A 16,338-nucleotide genomic window follows, 5' to 3' on the forward strand; every position below is an offset into this window, starting at 1 on the left:
CCATTTCATCATTTGCTCTAATCAAACGGGGATCTCTTACAACCAGAAATTCAACCGGATTAGTATGCTTCTATACCCATCCAGTCATTCATTTTAAGGAATTCATAGCCTCATAGGCTGCAAGTAGTTCCTCTACTTCTACTCCGTTGATCTTCATCCCAGCTACTTGACACTGTTCCAACTGAGCCCCAGATAGATCGCAATCAATAAAACGACTCCCCCCAAGATCACAATGCGCCCACTGCATGGGCACCCGGTCAGATCCAAGATGTGTGTCCTGGAATTGAACGCCATCCAGAGCACAGAACTCAATCTTGCTATCGGTTAGGCGTAAATCAGCTAGCAAGATATTGGTCATATTTAAATTGGTAAGTTTGCTTCCACTCAGGTTGCAATCAGTGATCCGACTATTGGCCAGATTACTGGTACTGTAACGAACCCCATCTAGATTAGTCTGAACAAATTCAACCACTGATTCACCCGAATCCGTGGCTAATGTCTCATCACATGTTGGATCATAAGAAGCCGCTGATACGTTCTTCTCATATCCAAACTCATCCTCAGATGCATAGATTCGAACATATCCCATTTTTTCGTAAAAATGATGATTATCCAGCTGCCGACCGGAGGTCTCCAGCTTCCAGGTTTCTATATGCGGAAACTCAGCTTCAATAAGCTTCATGACTTGAGTTCCCACACCACGTCCCTGGCATATGGGGTCAATATAGATCTTATCGATCCGGGCATGTTTTCGTCCGAGCACGTTAACACTCACTCCGCCGATAGCACATCCATCTGATTCGACAACATAATAATCCCATTCACGGATTACGTAACGATGCATTCGAACTGACGAATAATCAGGTGGACACAGATTCCTATCGATATCCTTCTCACCATCTGACCAGACCTTAATGGCATGATCAAAAACACGAGTGCACATTTCTGTAAGTACAACAGCATCATCTTGCTGCGCTCGTCGTAAGCGAATTTCAGAATGTACCTGCTTCAATTGACTTTTTTTCATATATACCACCTCTGGGGATTTATTTAAGATGACACGACAAAGAGGAGCACCTCCAACAGAGGCACTCCCCGATCCGTTTCATCATTTCAGAAACGCCGAATCTCCTCGTAATGGGTCAAAAGGACACACGTATCCCGTTCATGTCTAACGGAATTTTTTCGGTGTTCTTTTCACGATCATTACGAGAAATCTGGCATACTCTGAAATCCCCTCTCATACTAAGGACTACTTCAACGTCTCATTTAAGGACGGTCAATGTAAATCCAGCCCGTTTCTTGTTCCTTATCTACAGTAGCTCCAAGGGATTCAGCCATAAAGCGCAGCGGCACATATGTCTTGCCATCCTTGCCTACATATGCGGATTCCACCATGGTTACTTCTTTACCAGCAACGGTTGCCTTCTTGGAACCTACGGTCAGGACAATCTCATCACCCGTGATGTCGTCAATGACAACAATTCGGTTCGAACCTTTGGTCCATTTCACTTCAGCATCCAATTCTTCAGACACGTAGCGAAGGGGAACAAATGTTGTATTCTTAACGGTGATCGCCCCGGCGTATTCATCATCCGGGAAGAGTACTACACTTTTATTCGTGATCCCAGCTTCATCTTTGAGCAATTGATATGCAAGTGAATTGGAATCAAAATTGCGCAGCATCTGTCCAGGTGTAATATCATCCTTCATCAGATCCATAACGCCGCCCGATACATCCACTTCATCCACTGCAACCGTTCCACCGATATTCCACTGTTCACTGTTTCCACTCACGGTTACAGCGTTCACTGGCAGATCTTCGGAGGCCGGCAGCGCTACCTTCAGTTCAAAGTTTTGCTTGCGGATATCCAGCTTGCTGTCGAGATAGAAGTCCAATTTCAGTTTGGTTTCTGTACCAAATACCGTTTTGAATTCTGGAGTCTCATTCAACAGGTTGTTCAGCTCCTGATCATAATTGACCAGCATGCTGTCCAGTCCTACTTTGATCATGGCATATAGTGAAGCAACGGCTTCATCTTTCGATTCAGGAACGATCGAATTCAGCGTTTCATCTCCCCCGCCTTCAACCTCGTTCACAGCTTCCAGTACAGGATAGAACACATCGTACAGATCTCCAATCAGGTCTTTCAGCCCTTGCTCATCCTTCGAGACACTCGTCAGGAACGGTTTAACCATGGCAAGCATCTCTTCACCACTGATCTCCAGGTGCAGCTTGGAGAGGCTAAGTGTTTCGCCATTCACGGATTCCTGTACCGGTGTTACAGAGATATTCTTCGGATTGGACAGATGTTTCAGGACAAAAGAGAACAGTTTCGGTGAGATTTCCTCGAGTTGTTTCTCCAGAGCCTTCGTATCCACCATTGGAAGAGCTTGTGCATCCTGGAACGTATCCAGAGATATGTACAGCGGTTTCTGGGCTCCATCCAGATCAATCACCACTTGGGACTCATTCATGGACAGGTGGAAAGGTAACTTCGTTCCCTCCATGCTCAGTGTACCTTTGATCGATGCTGTCTTCGCATCTTTCATTTTGGCTTGATCAATATCCAGAGATATGGAATTAATACGTTCGATCATTTCAAGGTCGTTCTCTGTCGCAAATTCCTTAGCCGGTTCTATGTTTATATTCATGGATTGTCTGGATTCACCGGACTTGATACTCGCACCATTGGCCATTGCTTTGCCAACGTCTACTCCACCCACAGCCTGACATCCTGTAAGAACAACCATTAATAATACCAGTGGCACTGCCATCCATTGGACTAACTTCCGATTCGTAATAAGATCCCCTCCTTAGAAAAATATGATTCATTTCCATTATGAAGGTATAGGTAATTGTTGTAAACGGATACGCAAAAAATAAACCAAAAGGCCGGAACATGTCCGACCTCTGGTCTATCTATATTTCAACATATCGTATGTTTCGATAAAAGATCCTGCTTCATTATGCAATACTGGAAGTTATTCTTGATCCTGATCTTCTGCGAGTTTCTCATCCGTTTCTTCATCTTTCACAGTTGCGGGAGTCTCGAATTGATCGGGCTCGTCCTCTTGAATCGCTTTATTCTCTTCGTTCTGATCCTGTGTCATATCGCATTCCCTCTCTTCTACCAGATTGTCATGTCAGCAAGGCATGAGCCTTGTGTCTATCAATAACCCGAATAGGCACAGTTCAAACCTGTCTCCGCGACGGACAACCATTTCCCATCATTTCAGTGCCCGTTTAGAAAACATAAAACACGATTCCGTTTCCACTTGCAGCCGTTGCCTGAAACAAGGCCTGGATATCATCCACCGTCTGGACAATCTCCTGAAATGTCTCTTCCGCATCCCAATCTTCCATGACTGGATAGACGCCCTCAGTGATCATCTGTTCCAGACTATACCGCTGCTTTAATTCATCCGGTGTGAGCTGCTCCAACGCCATGTAAGCCTCCAGCACCTGCTCATTACTGAGTAAGAACAGATCCATATCCGAATAGTTTCCCAAGTATTGCTCACCTGCGAGAGGCACTACATAGCCCAGGGGTGGCTTCCCATCTACCAGATTGCCGTTCAGCGTGAATTGGATCATCTGCCAGGTTTTATCGATATCCAGATCAACTGCACAATCATGGACACTGATCTCCCCTGACTTGATGGATTCAACTAGCTCTTTCGTTACCACAAGATATCTTCCGGACATTCCCATACCGTTATCCCTCCTGTGTAATTGATTCTAATGTTCCCCATTAACCGTGCTTGTTGGTTCAGAATCGGGGTAATTCCTATCAAGGAGGTCGTATACATGAAAAAATTTGACTACAGTCTCAATTATGATGAGTTGGATCTGCGCAAACATCCTGAGCTATACACCGTAGGCCGGGGAGAGCAGGGTGTTCTCATGGTTGAGCCATACAAGGGCGAGATTCTTCCACACTGGCGATTCAAAACACCCGAGATTGCGACAGAGTCATCGGAGAAAATCTATGAGCTATTTTTGGAGTATAAGAAAAAGGGGGATTTCGTGGGTATGGATATGGCTCGCAAATTTCTCCAGATGGGCTATACACGGGCCAGACGGTATACGAATCACAAAGGCGGACGCAAATATTCGAAGGAGGATGGCTCAATCTTGCCCTATCAGAATGATAAGGTGAAGGCAGAAGCCGCAGCCATATTCAAAGCCCAATGGGAGATTGCGAAAACGGACCCAGACTATGTGAAGATGAAGAAGGAGCATCGGGAAAAGTATGAGTCTGATGAGGCGTAGAAAAACGGGGGAACCGTAATATAGTCTCACTGATTGGATCTGTCATCTGCTCGTTGACTTATGGAAACATATGTATCAAAATCTAACTTGTTACTATGTAGTACCATTAATGAGTTTGAAGAACAGAGGCAATCGGAATATGACAGATCCCATCATTCATTTGAGCACCGGCCAAAATACCACGATTCATGAGTCAGGCCAGATTTACGTAACGATTCAAAGTGCTTCAGCACCTTCTGCTCTCGATGCAAGCTGTTTTATGGTCAACGACAGGGGACAAGTTCCCTCGGACGATTATTTTGTATTTTATAACCAGAATGTTGATCCCCACCGCAGCGTTGTTCTCCAACATGCCGAGGATCTCAAGTCATCCTTTGTGCTGGATACCCGTAAATTACGACAGGCTCCTGTAGAAAAATGCGTCTTCACCGCTACGATTGACTCCGTAGGTACGTTTGCAGATGTTCAGAAATGCCAAGCCATTGTAAGAGCAGGTTCACAACAAATTACATATAAGATTACGCAAGCTACTTCAGAAACAGCACTTATTTTCATTGAAATTTATAAGCATCAGGACGGATTCAAGGTTCGCGCCATCGGACGCGGTTTCTTTGGAGGTTTGCAGCCTCTTGCCGAGTCGTTTGGTGTTGAAATTGACGAAAATAGATCTGCTTGAACGTAAAGTCACCTTATCTCTGGAAAAGAAAAAAGTTGATCCTTTACAGGCACGTGTAGCCGTTGTTTTCGATGCATCCGGTTCCATGTTCAATCTATACCGCAGTGGCATTGTGCAAGAAGCCTTTGAACGTATACTCGCCGTTGCGGCAGCGTTTGACGACAATGGCGAGTTGGATGTCTGGTTCTTTGCGGATGATTTTATGCGTGCGCCAAGTGTAACAGCCAAAGATTACAAGGATTACATTGTTCGCACGTATGTTCTCGGACGTAGGGGCTTCGGAAACAATGAACCCAAGGTAATGGAAGATGTTATTCGTAAGTATACGGTGGAAGAGCCTAATGCACATATCCCAACCTACATTATCTTTTTCAGCGATGGAGGTGTGGATAAAGAAAGCAAAATCACACAGCTTATTACCGAAAGCTCGCACAAAAACCTGTTCTGGCAGTTTGTTGGCCTGGGACGGTCCTATTATGGAGTATTGGAAAAATTGGATGACATGCCTGGACGCTTCATAGATAACGCCGACTTTTTTGCCTTGGACGATTTCTCCAAGATCAGTGATGAAGAGCTATATGATCGGCTTCTGAATGAATTTCCAGGCTGGATCAAAGAAGCTCGGGCCAAAGGGATTCTGGCCTAAACTTCCGATCACATCATCCACGATATCAAGATGAACGAACTCCAATTCATGAAAAACGTTGCCAGTGAATACCTCGCTGACAGCGTTTTTCTTTTTACTTTACCACTTTCGAACTACTCACCACTTATCATTCTCAGGCTTTCGCTTTTTCTGGTTTACCACCCTTGGAACGCGGACGAAGCATACCACCCACAATTCGCAACATCAACTTGCGTGGCACGAGACGAGTGAACTGCGCTGTCCAATAATTACCGGACCCCGGCACAGCGTAGGGTTTGCCTGATTCCAGTGCCCTCATGGCCACGGCTACGACATGCTCAGGTGTATCACGTTTGCCCACAGAAGCTTCTTCCGCACCCACGATATCAAAGAACGAAGTCTCGGTTGAGCCCGGACATAGCGCTAAGAACTGAACGCCACGCTTCCTGTTTTCTTCGTATAATGCCTCGGTAAAAGAAAGTACAAATGCCTTTGTCGCTCCATACACAGCCATATACGGATCAGGTTGAAAGGCAGCCGTCGACGAGACATTAATGACAGCACCCTTTTGCTTCTGCAACATGCCTGGTAAGAAAAGATGTGTCATATTGGTCACGGCCAACACGTTTAACATAATCTCGTCCTGTTGCCTTGAACCATCCACCTGTTCAAAACAGCCATGGGTAGCGAATCCAGCATTGTTAATCAATATATCGATGTGTATGCCCCGATTCTGGCATTCCTCATATACATTCTGAGGTGCATGGACTTGCGACAAATCCGATACGATCACCTCAGCCTTTACTTGATATGTACGCTCTATTCGTTCTGCCAATTGAATCAGTTTGGTCTCTGTTCTGGCCACGAGCACAATATTTCTACCCTTGGAAGCCATTTCAAGTGCAAAAACTTCCCCAATACCTGATGATGCGCCTGTAATAAGTGCCCATTGTTGTTGATCCTTTAACATCTCTCATCCACCCTCTACACATGATTGAAACATTTGTTTTCATATGGAAACAACGTTTCCCAATGGAATCATCGTAATCTAAATTCATGAAACTGTCAAATACATTTGTTAAACTTGGATCTTGAGCGGTGTGCGAGCGGTGTGCCTCCTTACTGGATTCGGATTAAATTGACGTTATCCGACGTAAAACAGTAGAATGACCATAAGAAAAAAATATATCGACGTACTTTCATAGAAGACACACCGCATTTAAGCTGAAGTTTTTCTATACAAAAACAACAACAATACGGTTATGAGGATGAAAATCAATGAAGGATCTTAATTCGGGTTCCACGGAATCTGCACATACGGTAACAACTTTTCAGGAAGCCAGACTCCAGCACTCGGATAATTTGCGGCAAAATATTGTGCATGCTGCTGCTGCTTTACTGCAAGAGCATGGACCGGAAGCCGTCACGGTACGCCGTGTAGCTGAACGCATGGAGTGCTCCACCAAAATCATATATAACCTTTTTGGCAAAAAAGAAGGGTTAGCCAAGCATTTATATTTAGAGGGTTGCTCTCTCATGGCCCAGCGGTTTGAAGCTATGCCTCGGCATGAATCGTTCGAACAATATTTCCGGGATCTGGCCCACGTCTACTGGGACTTCGGCATTTCACAATCCAGCTTCTATCAGCTGATGTTTGGAGGGTCTTTTTCCGAATTCAAACCGGATGGAGAGACTTTGCAGGGAACAGCGACTGCACTGAAGCAAGTATCTGCCTTGGTTGAGGTAGCCATTGAACAGGGAATGCTTCAGGTGCAAGATCCCTTGCTTGCGGTACGAATGATCTGGGCTCCCTTACACGGTGTTATTCATCTGTACCTGGGAGGCCATATTGAGAGCGAGGAAGCTGCCAAAACGCTCTATGATCATACGGTGTCCATGGTTATCCACTCCCTTGTCAGTACATCTGCGAGTGAATAAGCATGTGATCTGTACTTTATAGAGAGTTTCGGCAAACAAATGAAAAAGGAGCAGGTCCAATGGCTTAATCTGCCGAGGACGTGCTCCTTTATTTGGTTCACTCTGTGTTTACTGGTTCTCCGCTTCCCAACGTGCAATTTCCTTGCGCACAATTGGAGCGACTTCTTTACCGAGCAATTCGATCGCTCTCATCACCTCGTTATGCGGCATGGTGCCGAGAGGGGTGTGCAACATGAAACGGGTAATTCCGACTTCTTTACGCAGATAGATAATCTTCTGAGCTACCGTCTCCACATCACCTACATACAATGCACCTTCAAGGCTGCGCGCCGCATCAAATGTCGCACGGCTGTAATGTCCCCAGCCACGTTCACGGCCCAACATGTTCATGACCGCTTGAGCTGGCGGGAAGAATTTCTCCACCGCTTCGTCTGTTGTATCGGCAATGAAGCCGTGAGAGTGAGAAGCGACTGTCAGCTTGGAAGCATCATGTCCCGCGTGAGCAGCTGCTTTTTTGTACAGCTCCACCAGTGGTGCGAATTGCACCGGACGGCCACCAATAATGGCAAGCACCAGTGGCAAACCAAGCAGTCCTGCACGAACAACCGATTCCTGATTACCACCACTGCCGATCCATACCGGAAGTTTTTCCTGTACCGGGCGCGGGTAGATGCCCAGATTGTTAAAGGAAGGACGGTGTTTGCCTTCCCAGGTTACTTTTTCCGAATCACGCAGCTTGAGCAGCAAATCCAGTTTCTCGTCGAATAGTTCATCATAATCATTCAAATCATAGCCGAACAGTGGGAACGATTCGATAAATGATCCCCGCCCTGCCATAATCTCTGCACGACCGTTCGAAATGCCATCCAGTGTCGCAAAATCCTGATATACCCGTACCGGATCATGCGATGACAGCACCGTTACTGCACTGGTCAAACGAATATTCTTGGTCTGTGATGCTGCGGCCGCCAGAATGACAGCTGGGGATGAAGCGGCATAGTCAGCACGATGATGTTCCCCCACGCCATATACATCCAGACCTACCTGATCTGCCAAAACAATCTCTTCAACAACATCGCGAATACGCTGCGCATGACTGATTAGCTCTCCTGTTTTTACATCCGGATTCGTCTCCACAAATGTACTAATTCCGATTTCCATTGTCTGTTCCTCCTTGGTATGAAGCGATCCGTCGTTCATCTAACCTATTGTAAGTAGATCACCTTTTGTTATGTATCTTAATATTGAACTATTTTGATAAAAAACACAAGTACCCCTTGTTTCCAGGGGGTACTTTTATGCTTATTTTCAATAATTATGGCTTGTCTATACTAAGTTCCATGAGATTGGCATTAATTACAACACCGGCCTGTCGCATGAAATTGAATCCCAAAATTCCGTCAATCTCCAAACCATAATCCATATTTCCTATTTCAATCTGAAAGTTATTGAGCGTTGTTCCATCCACAGTTATAGAATCCAGAGACTTGGTATAAACATACTCTATACCTCCTACGCCTCTAATAATATCAACGAGATCATCCTCTTCAGGAACCATCCCTACTTCTCGAACTGTATCTGCATTTAACAACGTACTTGCTGACCCGGTATCCAAAAGGACTCTTTCTAAATGAAGTACTTCTCCTCTAAACTCAAGTTCTATGTTTATAAAGGGTAGACCGTAAATCTCTGAAATTTTCATCGGAGGCCTCTTATGCCAATATATCGTTCTCTTGCAATAACCTTTGGACGTGAAGTGTGAAAAAAGCAGTATTCCCGTCTGGGATCTTCCTGATGTAATTCACCATAACGTTTTAATGCCTCTGTAGAATCATCAAATGAATCAATCACTGCCATCTCTTCAATGTAACGCTGGCCTTCACTAGAGTACGCCTTGGTTGCCTCAAAAACGACCCATTCATTAGGGAATCGCTCCTGAACTTCCTTCCATTGCATAGTGACACCTCCAGAACATTAGATACAAATATTATATCATGTGCAAACAGCATTCCACGGGATGACATTCTAAATTAGATACTTTTTTAGATCATTTCTGGTAAATCCATTATTTCTTCCTTCCAATGTACAACAGGTGAGACGAGATACCCAAAATGGAAGGGTCTTTGGCGGCTTCAATCATATATTGAATAAGTTCATCATACTCGCCACGTTCTTTCCAGTGTTGTTGCTGCTCGTCCGTAAGCATGGCTCTAAGGCTGGATGAACCAATGAAATCAACGGTTTCAAATCCTTGTTGCTCCATGAAGGGCATAACGTCCTGAATATTAAAATAATATGCCCCCGTAAATCGTCCTTGATCCTGATGATCGAATATACCCTTCTCCACAAAAGAACGAATTGCTGCCATGTTATCATTCGGTTTCCAATGCTGCGGGGATTGCAGCGAATTGATACTCATGCGCATACGGCTTTGCATCGCTACAAATACCACGCCTCCTCGCTTGGTCACCCGATACAACTCCCGTACAGCAGCCGTTCGCTCCTCCTCTGTCTGCAGATGATATAACGGCCCCAGCATAAGGGAAGCATCATACGTCTCGTCAGCCATACCGGAGAGCGAAGTGGCATCGAGAACATGGAATCCATCGAATTGCTGTGTCAAACCGAACTCCTGAGCCTTTTGCCGTGCAGTATCCACGGAGGACGGTGTCAGATCCGATAAAGTGACCTGGTACCCCAGTCTCGCCAGTTCCATGGCATATTTTCCCGGTCCAGCCCCATTATCCAGAATATGACCGGTAGCGGGGAGACACTCCTTGATGTAATGCATGTTAATGATGAACTCAATCGGTTCCCGCTCCAGTCTCCCCCACTCATCAAACCTCGAATAATATTCAATAATGTGATCTCTCTTCATCGCTCTGACACCTGCCTTTTTATATGTAGAGCACTCAACCATATTCAAAAATTAAATTCCAACCAGTATATATCTGCTAAATATTTCCTGTCAACCAAAAAACGTTCAATTCCCAATGTATGCAGAACTGAACGTTTCTCAATCTTATATTTTCTTCACAAACTCGGACTTCAACTTCATCGCACCGAAGCTGTCGATCTTGCAATCAATATCATGGTCCCCATCAATCAGGCGGATATTCTTCACCTTCGTGCCCTGCTTGACTACAAGCGAGCTACCTTTAACCTTCAGATCTTTAATAACCGTAACAGTATCACCATCATTCAGCACATTTCCGTTGGCATCACGGATTACTTTCGCATCCTCTGCGTTCTCATTGTCTGCTTCCAAAGACCATTCATGTGCACACTCCGGGCATACCAGCAGGTTACCATCCTCGTACGTGTACTCCGAATTACATTTCGGGCAGTTAGGCAAATTAGACATATGTATTACTCTCCATTCTACGATCGGCTATCCAGCAAGTATACGGGATTTCGGCGGTATGTTCCATATGGTTGATCACTGCATGAATGAATTTAAACCAAATTTAAGGTTCATGCATCCCTCACTTTAAGGGTAACAACTTATGATGTAACTATCAGATATTCTCTACACATACTTAAATCCTATCTATTTCTCTATGAGAGTTACTATATTTGATACCACATACCAAAGGAGTGCCTACTCATGTCTCCCTATGTTTTTCCGGTGCAAACGGCTTTTTTCATCTTTGTTGTTGCGGCCATGTTCTTGCTGGTGCCGTGGCTGATCTATGGTTATCGCAAAGACGGCTTCTTCAGCTGGTCGCGGTTTGGCATCAGCTTTTCCTTTATCTTTTATATCCTGGCCGCCTATTGCCTCGTTATTCTCCCGTTCCCCACTACGCGAGATACCTGTGCGCAGCAAGCCGCTGACACGATCTACTACAATTTGGTTCCATTCACTTTTGTCAAAGACATCATGAAAGAAACACCCATTGTATGGTCTCAGCCATCCAGCTATATGGGTATGATTCAGGGCAGAGCCTTTTTGCAAGTTCTATTTAACGTCCTGCTCCTTATGCCGCTGGGTGTATATATCCGTTATTTCTTTCAAAAGAGATCGTTCTGGACGTATGCCCTGCTTGGTGGCTTCGGGCTTTCCTTATTTTTCGAGATCACCCAGATCACCGGATTCTACGGGTATTATAATTGCCCTTACCGTCTCTTCGATGTAGATGATCTGTTATTGAATACTTCAGGAACGGTCATTGGATTCTTCACAGCGCCCATCCTGCTTGCTTTATTCCCATCGCGTGCAAGCATTCAGGCAAAGAGCGAGCAGATTGTGGAGCAAAATCGCGTGTATCCCGTACCACAACTGCTTGCATTGCTTATCGATGGTGCGGTAGTCGTGCTGATTAGCAATGTGTTGTCCATCTTCACCCCGTCCGATGTAATTCAAGGAGCATTGAATACATCCATTGCAATGGTCATTGTACTGTTCTTTATTCCATGGGTACGAAACGGAATAACACCAGGCTCAGCTATTCTGCGCTTCCGTTATGTGAATCGCCAGAGTGGTTCACCGACCATGGAATCATTATTTAAAAGACTGCTCGCACTTTACACGCCTTGGTTCGTGATTACAATCATCCGCTGGGTCAATGATTATGCCTTCACCAGTAATGAGGATGTCATGCTCCGGCCTTATCAAATATGGCTTTCCCTCGGAACAGTCGGTGTCTATATGTTGGTCTACGCGGTGCTCTTTGTTCATGTCTTGATCGTGCTCTTCTCCCGTGGGAAACGTTCCTTCTACTTCGATGAGGTGTCCAACACGCAGGCCTCTCGTAAATAATGTTTGGAATATAACCATGCATGATTTTCCTTGAATCTCTTCTCACGTTCTGCTTCTTCAGCCGAATTAATTAATAAAAGAGGACGTTCATTCTGAGAATGAACTCCTCTTTGGTCTGAATTATAAACCCAACAGCTCTCGCTTGGCTGCATCCGGATCATGCACAACTTCAATCTCATGGTTAAAGATTAGTGTCGCACGATCCTGCTCGTATTCAGGCCAGCTTACACCAGCAACTTCAGGTTTGCCGTTCTTGGCAAAGGAAATCCAGGCATCCTGTACCTTGAGGGCAAGTGCCGCCGCAGCTTCATCCGGCTCCGCATTCATGAATTTGAGGACATGCAGTGTGTTAAACACAAAGAACATTTCGATGCTGTGAATCGCTCTTTTTAACAAGGGATGTTCCGGCATGACCCAATCAAATCGATACATCCACACCGGGGCATACTTCTGCTGTGCACCAGCGTACTGTAGCGCTGAACGCCAGAAGAACATATCGGTCATGACCTGAGCTTGTCCATCAGCTGTTTTGGGATAACTGTCCGCGATGGCTGCCCGGTTCTCCAGATCTGGCGTCATAAAGTCTACGCCCTGCACCATATCGATCTCTTTTGAATACGGCACATGCGGCTGGATGAACAGTGCACCCTCGTGCAATGTCGTACCAATCAGCACAGGAATGTCCTGTGCCGAGCCTTCGCTCACCGCCTGTAGTGGCACTTGCGGAAGAGTCTCCCCGTCCAAGACAGGTTGGAACAATAAGGCCAGACCTGCCCCGCTCTGCTGTTTGACCTTTTCACCGGCTGCAATAATCTGCTCTACAGGGATTGTACTTAACTTCTGCAGATGATCCGGGTCCACCCCAAGAATCTTCAGCATGCCTTCCCGCAACGCTGAGGCTTGCTCTGCCGGCATGAACTGGGAAGCACCACTCTCCATAATTGCACGTTGGAAAAGTCCTTTGGCCGATGGCATCGCCATCAGTGCCGCAATACTCATGCTGCCTGCCGATTCGCCGAACACCGTTACTTGATCCGGGTTACCACCAAAAGCAGAGATATTATCCTTCACCCACTGTAATGCCGCCACCTGATCCAGCAGACCTGCATTGGATACATATGAATCACCTAATGGAGCCATATGGAGGAAACCCAAAGGTCCCAGTCGGTAATTGATCGTGACAACGATGACGTCGCCCCGTACCGCTAACTGTGTACCATCATACATGGGTTGACTGCCCGAACCGGATACGAAGGAACCGCCGTGAATCCAGACCATGACCGGCAATGATAGTTCTGCCTTTTCCCCAGGAGCCCATATATTCAGATATAAACTATCTTCTGACTCATTCGGTAGTTCTGTCAGGCCTTCAGGTTGATGATTCCGAGGTTGTATATTCTCAGGCCCAAATTGCGTAGCCTGTCTGATTCCATCCCATGACTCGGGTTGTACCGGAGCCTTGAACCGCAACTCACCTACCGGGGGTTTCGCATAAGGGATGCCCTTCCATACACTTGCACCGTGCAAAAGCTCGCCTTGAACTGTACCATATTTCGTTTGAACCTGAAGTTCTCTCATGCCGCTTCTACTTCCTCTCCGTGAATAGGTTGGACTATTGCTGATTACGTTATGTGTACTTATTTGAGTATAGTTTGTACACCCACCCATTTACAACTTTACCCAACTCTATACATTCCTACTACGTTTCACGTGGAACTTTAGGGGAGTGACCCTCCCCTTTGATCCCCCAACCCAATTAACTACCCTTCTCGTGGATAAAGAACCGTAAACTCAGCACCCTCGATCCATTCGCCCGCGACAAAATCCCGTCCCTTCACAACAACTCGATCCTTATAAATCTCCACATGAAGTCCTTCACTGCCCTCCAGATGCTCATCCTCATCCGTCCAGAGATAACCTACAGACGAAGCGTTAAACATGGTTGGCATGCGGCCCGCACCATCGTACATCGTATGCTGCGCCTCCAACTGCCAATGGGTATGTCCTGAGAAGAGAATTGCTTGCGGGTATTTAGCCAGAACCGCTTTAAGTTCCGCATCCTGATTCACACCATGCCAGCCTTGCTCTTTCATTGATCCTGCTACCGTATCCATCAGCGGCTGATGCAAAAACAGGAAGATGGGATGATCTGGTGTTGCATGTTCAGACAATTTTGCATCCAGCCACTCCAACTGTTCAACTGACATATCGCAATCCTTCGGGTGAGGTTGCTCAGTGCCCAGGAATATATAATGATATCCATCAATCCAGTGATCGTGGTAAGAGCCCTTCATGCCTGTTGTCCCTCCAAAATCACTCCATCGACGCTGCCATAACCCTGCAACCGTAATGGGGTCGACTCCTGAAGAGATCGGTCGCCCATCCTGACCCTCCTGCCCCGAAGGTGCAGCAGACAACGTATAGGTCCCGCCGGATAGTTGCTCAATCAGTGCAGCTGATTCAGTAGCAGTTTGTGTTGTGATCCGTTCCATATCTGCTTCTTGCTCCAACAGCTCGGCTACTTCGTCCTCATTCATCTCAAGCAAAACGATCGGCGGATCTTGCCATATCACGGCTCCAATATCATGATTACCTACCGTGTACCGGATGTCCGGCAAGCTCTCCGCATGTTGCTTCCATATGCGCTGCAACTCACGATATTCGCTCGGCAGCCCCCGATCCGTCACATCACCCACATGCATAATTCCGCTGCTCCCTTGACTGAATGTAGCTATGTCGGCGAATGCTTGGTCCAGATGCCGATTATGAATATGGTCTGCCTCATCTCGCACATGTGTGTCCGTAATGACCTGGAAGCTGGCCATAGGTTGCTCCGGTGTATGTTCATTTTTCATCAAGAATCACTCCATTTCAGTCCAATAATGCCAATCAGAATAAAACCGATCCATACTATCGAATTGAGCCGCAGACGTTCACCAAAAAAGTAATGCCCTACAACGCCAATAAGCGTAATGCCCACGCCAGACCAGATCGCATAGGCCACAGCCAGCGGCATATACTTCACTGCATAATTAAGAAACGTAAAACTTGCAGCATAACAGACAAACATCAACACCGAAGGCCAGAACCGTGAGAACCCATCCGATACTTTTAGCAAAATGGTAGCGCTCAGCTCCAGACCAATGGCCAGCGCCAACAGTACCCAGCCCAAGTAGGCGTGACTGTTCGTCATCGATTCAGCCCGCCATTCAGCAATTCATGGAAGGATTGAATCGTTCTGTCCGCCAAGCGGATTCTTCCCGTTTCTCCAATCCCAATCCTGTATCCTGCACCAGCGCTTCGTGCCATCTCCATATCTCCGTCCGTATCTCCAATGACCACCGTATGCTGTACCGATACACCCAACCGTTCACAAGCAAGTAGAAGCATATCTGGAAAAGGTTTCCCCCGCTCCACCAGATCGGTTCCAATCACTACGTCAAAAAAGGATTCCAGCCCCATCCACTGCAAGTGCTTGACTGCACTAGGTGTATCATCCGCCGTCACGACACCCATAACCACGCCTTCGCTACGGCACTGTTCAAGGAATTCTCGAACTCCTGGTAATGGACGTGCCGGGCGATGCTTCTCCATCTCTTCCTCTGCTTGCGCCAAACACTCCCGAACCATCATCTTGGCTTCCGCCCAGCTTAGACCTGCACGATATCCATGCCATGTTAACACGGCGTACACTTCATCCATAGTTCCCATTGCAAGCGGCCCGCGCACGTCATATCCATTCATTCGGCCTTGGTCATCGTGGAATGTACCCCATATCCGTGGAAGTTCCTCTGTATTGATACGCAGTCCCAGGATAGCTAACTGATCTCTGAAGCGATCCAACACACAATCGGTCCAGAACCCCCACATGCGCGTAAAATCAAGTAATGTTCCGTCCTTGTCGAACAATACGGCTTCAATCGGAATTGTTAATCCTTCCACATACTTTTCATCTTGCATCGGTTAAACTCCTTGTCTGCGATCTTGTATGAATGGAAAGGACGGTACAGCATGTACCGCCCTTTTCGCATGAGTTACTTATAGCAATACGTTTTGCTTGTTAG

At 46.3% G+C, this 16,338-nt stretch carries 19 protein-coding genes; 5 read left to right on the forward strand and 14 right to left on the reverse strand.

Features of this window, described 5'->3' with window-relative positions:
- Positions 1-88: 88 nt before the first annotated feature.
- From MKX40_RS29810 to MKX40_RS29825, 4 genes are all read right to left on the reverse strand, one after another.
- Positions 89-1,027 carry a GNAT family N-acetyltransferase gene (locus tag MKX40_RS29810; RefSeq protein ID WP_339238725.1) on the reverse strand — a complete coding sequence of 313 codons (939 nt, stop codon included), beginning with the start codon at positions 1,025-1,027 and terminating at the stop codon, positions 89-91.
- Positions 1,028-1,269: 242 nt separating this feature from the next.
- Positions 1,270-2,778, reverse strand: a complete 1,509-nt coding sequence (locus tag MKX40_RS29815) for a copper amine oxidase N-terminal domain-containing protein (RefSeq protein WP_339238726.1) — start codon at positions 2,776-2,778, stop codon at positions 1,270-1,272.
- A gap of 207 nt (positions 2,779-2,985) precedes the next feature.
- On the reverse strand, positions 2,986-3,114 hold the full coding sequence (locus MKX40_RS29820) for a hypothetical protein (protein ID WP_339238727.1): 129 nt from the start codon (positions 3,112-3,114) through the stop codon (positions 2,986-2,988).
- Between the two features lie 133 nt (positions 3,115-3,247).
- Positions 3,248-3,715, reverse strand: a complete 468-nt coding sequence (locus MKX40_RS29825; protein WP_339238728.1) for a YfbM family protein — start codon at positions 3,713-3,715, stop codon at positions 3,248-3,250.
- A gap of 96 nt (positions 3,716-3,811) precedes the next feature.
- On the opposite strand from MKX40_RS29825, the gene MKX40_RS29830 reads away from it, so the two are divergent.
- The 3 genes from MKX40_RS29830 (at position 3,812) to MKX40_RS29840 (ending at position 5,598) form a co-directional block, all read left to right on the forward strand.
- Positions 3,812-4,276 carry a DUF4385 domain-containing protein gene (locus tag MKX40_RS29830; RefSeq protein ID WP_047840920.1) on the forward strand — a complete coding sequence of 155 codons (465 nt, stop codon included), beginning with the start codon at positions 3,812-3,814 and terminating at the stop codon, positions 4,274-4,276.
- A gap of 139 nt (positions 4,277-4,415) precedes the next feature.
- Entirely contained in the window at positions 4,416-4,952 is a 537-nt protein-coding gene (locus MKX40_RS29835; RefSeq protein ID WP_339238729.1) for a TerD family protein, read from the forward strand.
- Positions 4,906-5,598 (forward strand): VWA domain-containing protein, encoded by a 693-nt coding sequence (locus tag MKX40_RS29840; RefSeq protein WP_339238730.1) that lies wholly within the window; start codon positions 4,906-4,908, stop codon positions 5,596-5,598. The genes MKX40_RS29835 and MKX40_RS29840 overlap by 47 nt, the downstream gene beginning before the upstream one ends.
- A gap of 133 nt (positions 5,599-5,731) precedes the next feature.
- On the opposite strand, the gene MKX40_RS29845 is transcribed toward MKX40_RS29840, so the two are convergent.
- The gene (locus MKX40_RS29845) at positions 5,732-6,547 is read right to left on the reverse strand and encodes an SDR family oxidoreductase (protein ID WP_339238732.1); all 816 of its coding nucleotides are present in this window, start codon (positions 6,545-6,547) and stop codon (positions 5,732-5,734) included.
- Between the two features lie 308 nt (positions 6,548-6,855).
- Here MKX40_RS29845 and MKX40_RS29850 point away from each other — a divergent pair, with 308 nt between their 5' ends.
- A complete protein-coding gene (locus MKX40_RS29850; RefSeq protein ID WP_339238733.1) occupies positions 6,856-7,515 on the forward strand; it encodes a TetR/AcrR family transcriptional regulator in 660 nt (219 codons plus the stop codon).
- Between the two features lie 108 nt (positions 7,516-7,623).
- Here the strand turns inward: MKX40_RS29850 and MKX40_RS29855 are convergent, their stop codons facing one another.
- From MKX40_RS29855 to MKX40_RS29875, 5 genes are all read right to left on the reverse strand, one after another.
- Positions 7,624-8,676 carry an LLM class flavin-dependent oxidoreductase gene (locus tag MKX40_RS29855; RefSeq protein WP_339238735.1) on the reverse strand — a complete coding sequence of 351 codons (1,053 nt, stop codon included), beginning with the start codon at positions 8,674-8,676 and terminating at the stop codon, positions 7,624-7,626.
- 154 nt (positions 8,677-8,830) lie between these two features.
- Positions 8,831-9,217, reverse strand: a complete 387-nt coding sequence (locus MKX40_RS29860; RefSeq protein ID WP_339238736.1) for a retropepsin-like aspartic protease — start codon at positions 9,215-9,217, stop codon at positions 8,831-8,833.
- Positions 9,214-9,471: a hypothetical protein gene (locus MKX40_RS29865; RefSeq protein WP_339238737.1), complete on the reverse strand. Its 258-nt coding sequence runs from the start codon at positions 9,469-9,471 to the stop codon at positions 9,214-9,216. Before MKX40_RS29865 ends, MKX40_RS29860 begins: the two co-directional genes overlap by 4 nt.
- A 109-nt stretch (positions 9,472-9,580) precedes the next feature.
- Positions 9,581-10,393 carry a class I SAM-dependent methyltransferase gene (locus MKX40_RS29870; protein ID WP_339238738.1) on the reverse strand — a complete coding sequence of 271 codons (813 nt, stop codon included), beginning with the start codon at positions 10,391-10,393 and terminating at the stop codon, positions 9,581-9,583.
- Between the two features lie 144 nt (positions 10,394-10,537).
- Positions 10,538-10,879 carry a zinc ribbon domain-containing protein YjdM gene (locus MKX40_RS29875; RefSeq protein ID WP_339238739.1) on the reverse strand — a complete coding sequence of 114 codons (342 nt, stop codon included), beginning with the start codon at positions 10,877-10,879 and terminating at the stop codon, positions 10,538-10,540.
- 243 nt (positions 10,880-11,122) lie between these two features.
- On the opposite strand from MKX40_RS29875, the gene MKX40_RS29880 reads away from it, so the two are divergent.
- The gene (locus MKX40_RS29880) at positions 11,123-12,274 is read left to right on the forward strand and encodes a VanZ family protein (protein WP_339238740.1); all 1,152 of its coding nucleotides are present in this window, start codon (positions 11,123-11,125) and stop codon (positions 12,272-12,274) included.
- A 120-nt stretch (positions 12,275-12,394) separates the two neighbouring features.
- Here the strand turns inward: MKX40_RS29880 and MKX40_RS29885 are convergent, their stop codons facing one another.
- The 4 genes from MKX40_RS29885 to MKX40_RS29900 form a co-directional block, all read right to left on the reverse strand.
- Complete coding sequence (locus MKX40_RS29885; protein ID WP_339238741.1) at positions 12,395-13,852, reverse strand: carboxylesterase/lipase family protein; 1,458 nt, start codon at positions 13,850-13,852, stop codon at positions 12,395-12,397.
- Positions 13,853-14,034: 182 nt separating this feature from the next.
- Positions 14,035-15,129 carry a metallophosphoesterase family protein gene (locus tag MKX40_RS29890; protein ID WP_339238743.1) on the reverse strand — a complete coding sequence of 365 codons (1,095 nt, stop codon included), beginning with the start codon at positions 15,127-15,129 and terminating at the stop codon, positions 14,035-14,037.
- Entirely contained in the window at positions 15,129-15,467 is a 339-nt protein-coding gene (locus MKX40_RS29895; RefSeq protein WP_339238744.1) for a multidrug efflux SMR transporter, read from the reverse strand. The genes MKX40_RS29890 and MKX40_RS29895 overlap by 1 nt, the downstream gene beginning before the upstream one ends.
- Positions 15,464-16,234 carry an HAD family hydrolase gene (locus tag MKX40_RS29900; RefSeq protein ID WP_339238745.1) on the reverse strand — a complete coding sequence of 257 codons (771 nt, stop codon included), beginning with the start codon at positions 16,232-16,234 and terminating at the stop codon, positions 15,464-15,466. Before MKX40_RS29900 ends, MKX40_RS29895 begins: the two co-directional genes overlap by 4 nt.
- Positions 16,235-16,338: the final 104 nt, after the last annotated feature.

This window comes from Paenibacillus sp. FSL R5-0517, assembly GCF_037974355.1.
Classification (GTDB): Bacteria; Bacillota; Bacilli; order Paenibacillales; family Paenibacillaceae; genus Paenibacillus.

Bases quoted from the DNA above. Each gene is read 5' to 3' on its own strand.
- MKX40_RS29900 (WP_339238745.1), bottom strand. From the start codon at position 16,234: ATGCAAGATGAAAAGTATGTGGAAGGATTAACAATTCCGATTGAAGCC.
- MKX40_RS29865 (WP_339238737.1), bottom strand. From the start codon at position 9,471: ATGCAATGGAAGGAAGTTCAGGAGCGATTCCCTAATGAATGGGTCGTT.
- MKX40_RS29820 (WP_339238727.1), bottom strand. From the start codon at position 3,114: ATGACACAGGATCAGAACGAAGAGAATAAAGCGATTCAAGAGGACGAG.
- MKX40_RS29875 (WP_339238739.1), bottom strand. From the start codon at position 10,879: ATGTCTAATTTGCCTAACTGCCCGAAATGTAATTCGGAGTACACGTAC.
- MKX40_RS29855 (WP_339238735.1), bottom strand. From the start codon at position 8,676: ATGGAAATCGGAATTAGTACATTTGTGGAGACGAATCCGGATGTAAAA.
- MKX40_RS29860 (WP_339238736.1), bottom strand. From the start codon at position 9,217: ATGAAAATTTCAGAGATTTACGGTCTACCCTTTATAAACATAGAACTT.
- MKX40_RS29880 (WP_339238740.1), top strand. From the start codon at position 11,123: ATGTCTCCCTATGTTTTTCCGGTGCAAACGGCTTTTTTCATCTTTGTT.
- MKX40_RS29870 (WP_339238738.1), bottom strand. From the start codon at position 10,393: ATGAAGAGAGATCACATTATTGAATATTATTCGAGGTTTGATGAGTGG.
- MKX40_RS29845 (WP_339238732.1), bottom strand. From the start codon at position 6,547: ATGTTAAAGGATCAACAACAATGGGCACTTATTACAGGCGCATCATCA.
- MKX40_RS29885 (WP_339238741.1), bottom strand. From the start codon at position 13,852: ATGAGAGAACTTCAGGTTCAAACGAAATATGGTACAGTTCAAGGCGAG.
- MKX40_RS29830 (WP_047840920.1), top strand. From the start codon at position 3,812: ATGAAAAAATTTGACTACAGTCTCAATTATGATGAGTTGGATCTGCGC.
- MKX40_RS29815 (WP_339238726.1), bottom strand. From the start codon at position 2,778: ATGGCAGTGCCACTGGTATTATTAATGGTTGTTCTTACAGGATGTCAG.
- MKX40_RS29895 (WP_339238744.1), bottom strand. From the start codon at position 15,467: ATGACGAACAGTCACGCCTACTTGGGCTGGGTACTGTTGGCGCTGGCC.
- MKX40_RS29890 (WP_339238743.1), bottom strand. From the start codon at position 15,129: ATGAAAAATGAACATACACCGGAGCAACCTATGGCCAGCTTCCAGGTC.
- MKX40_RS29810 (WP_339238725.1), bottom strand. From the start codon at position 1,027: ATGAAAAAAAGTCAATTGAAGCAGGTACATTCTGAAATTCGCTTACGA.
- MKX40_RS29825 (WP_339238728.1), bottom strand. From the start codon at position 3,715: ATGGGAATGTCCGGAAGATATCTTGTGGTAACGAAAGAGCTAGTTGAA.
- MKX40_RS29850 (WP_339238733.1), top strand. From the start codon at position 6,856: ATGAAGGATCTTAATTCGGGTTCCACGGAATCTGCACATACGGTAACA.
- MKX40_RS29835 (WP_339238729.1), top strand. From the start codon at position 4,416: ATGACAGATCCCATCATTCATTTGAGCACCGGCCAAAATACCACGATT.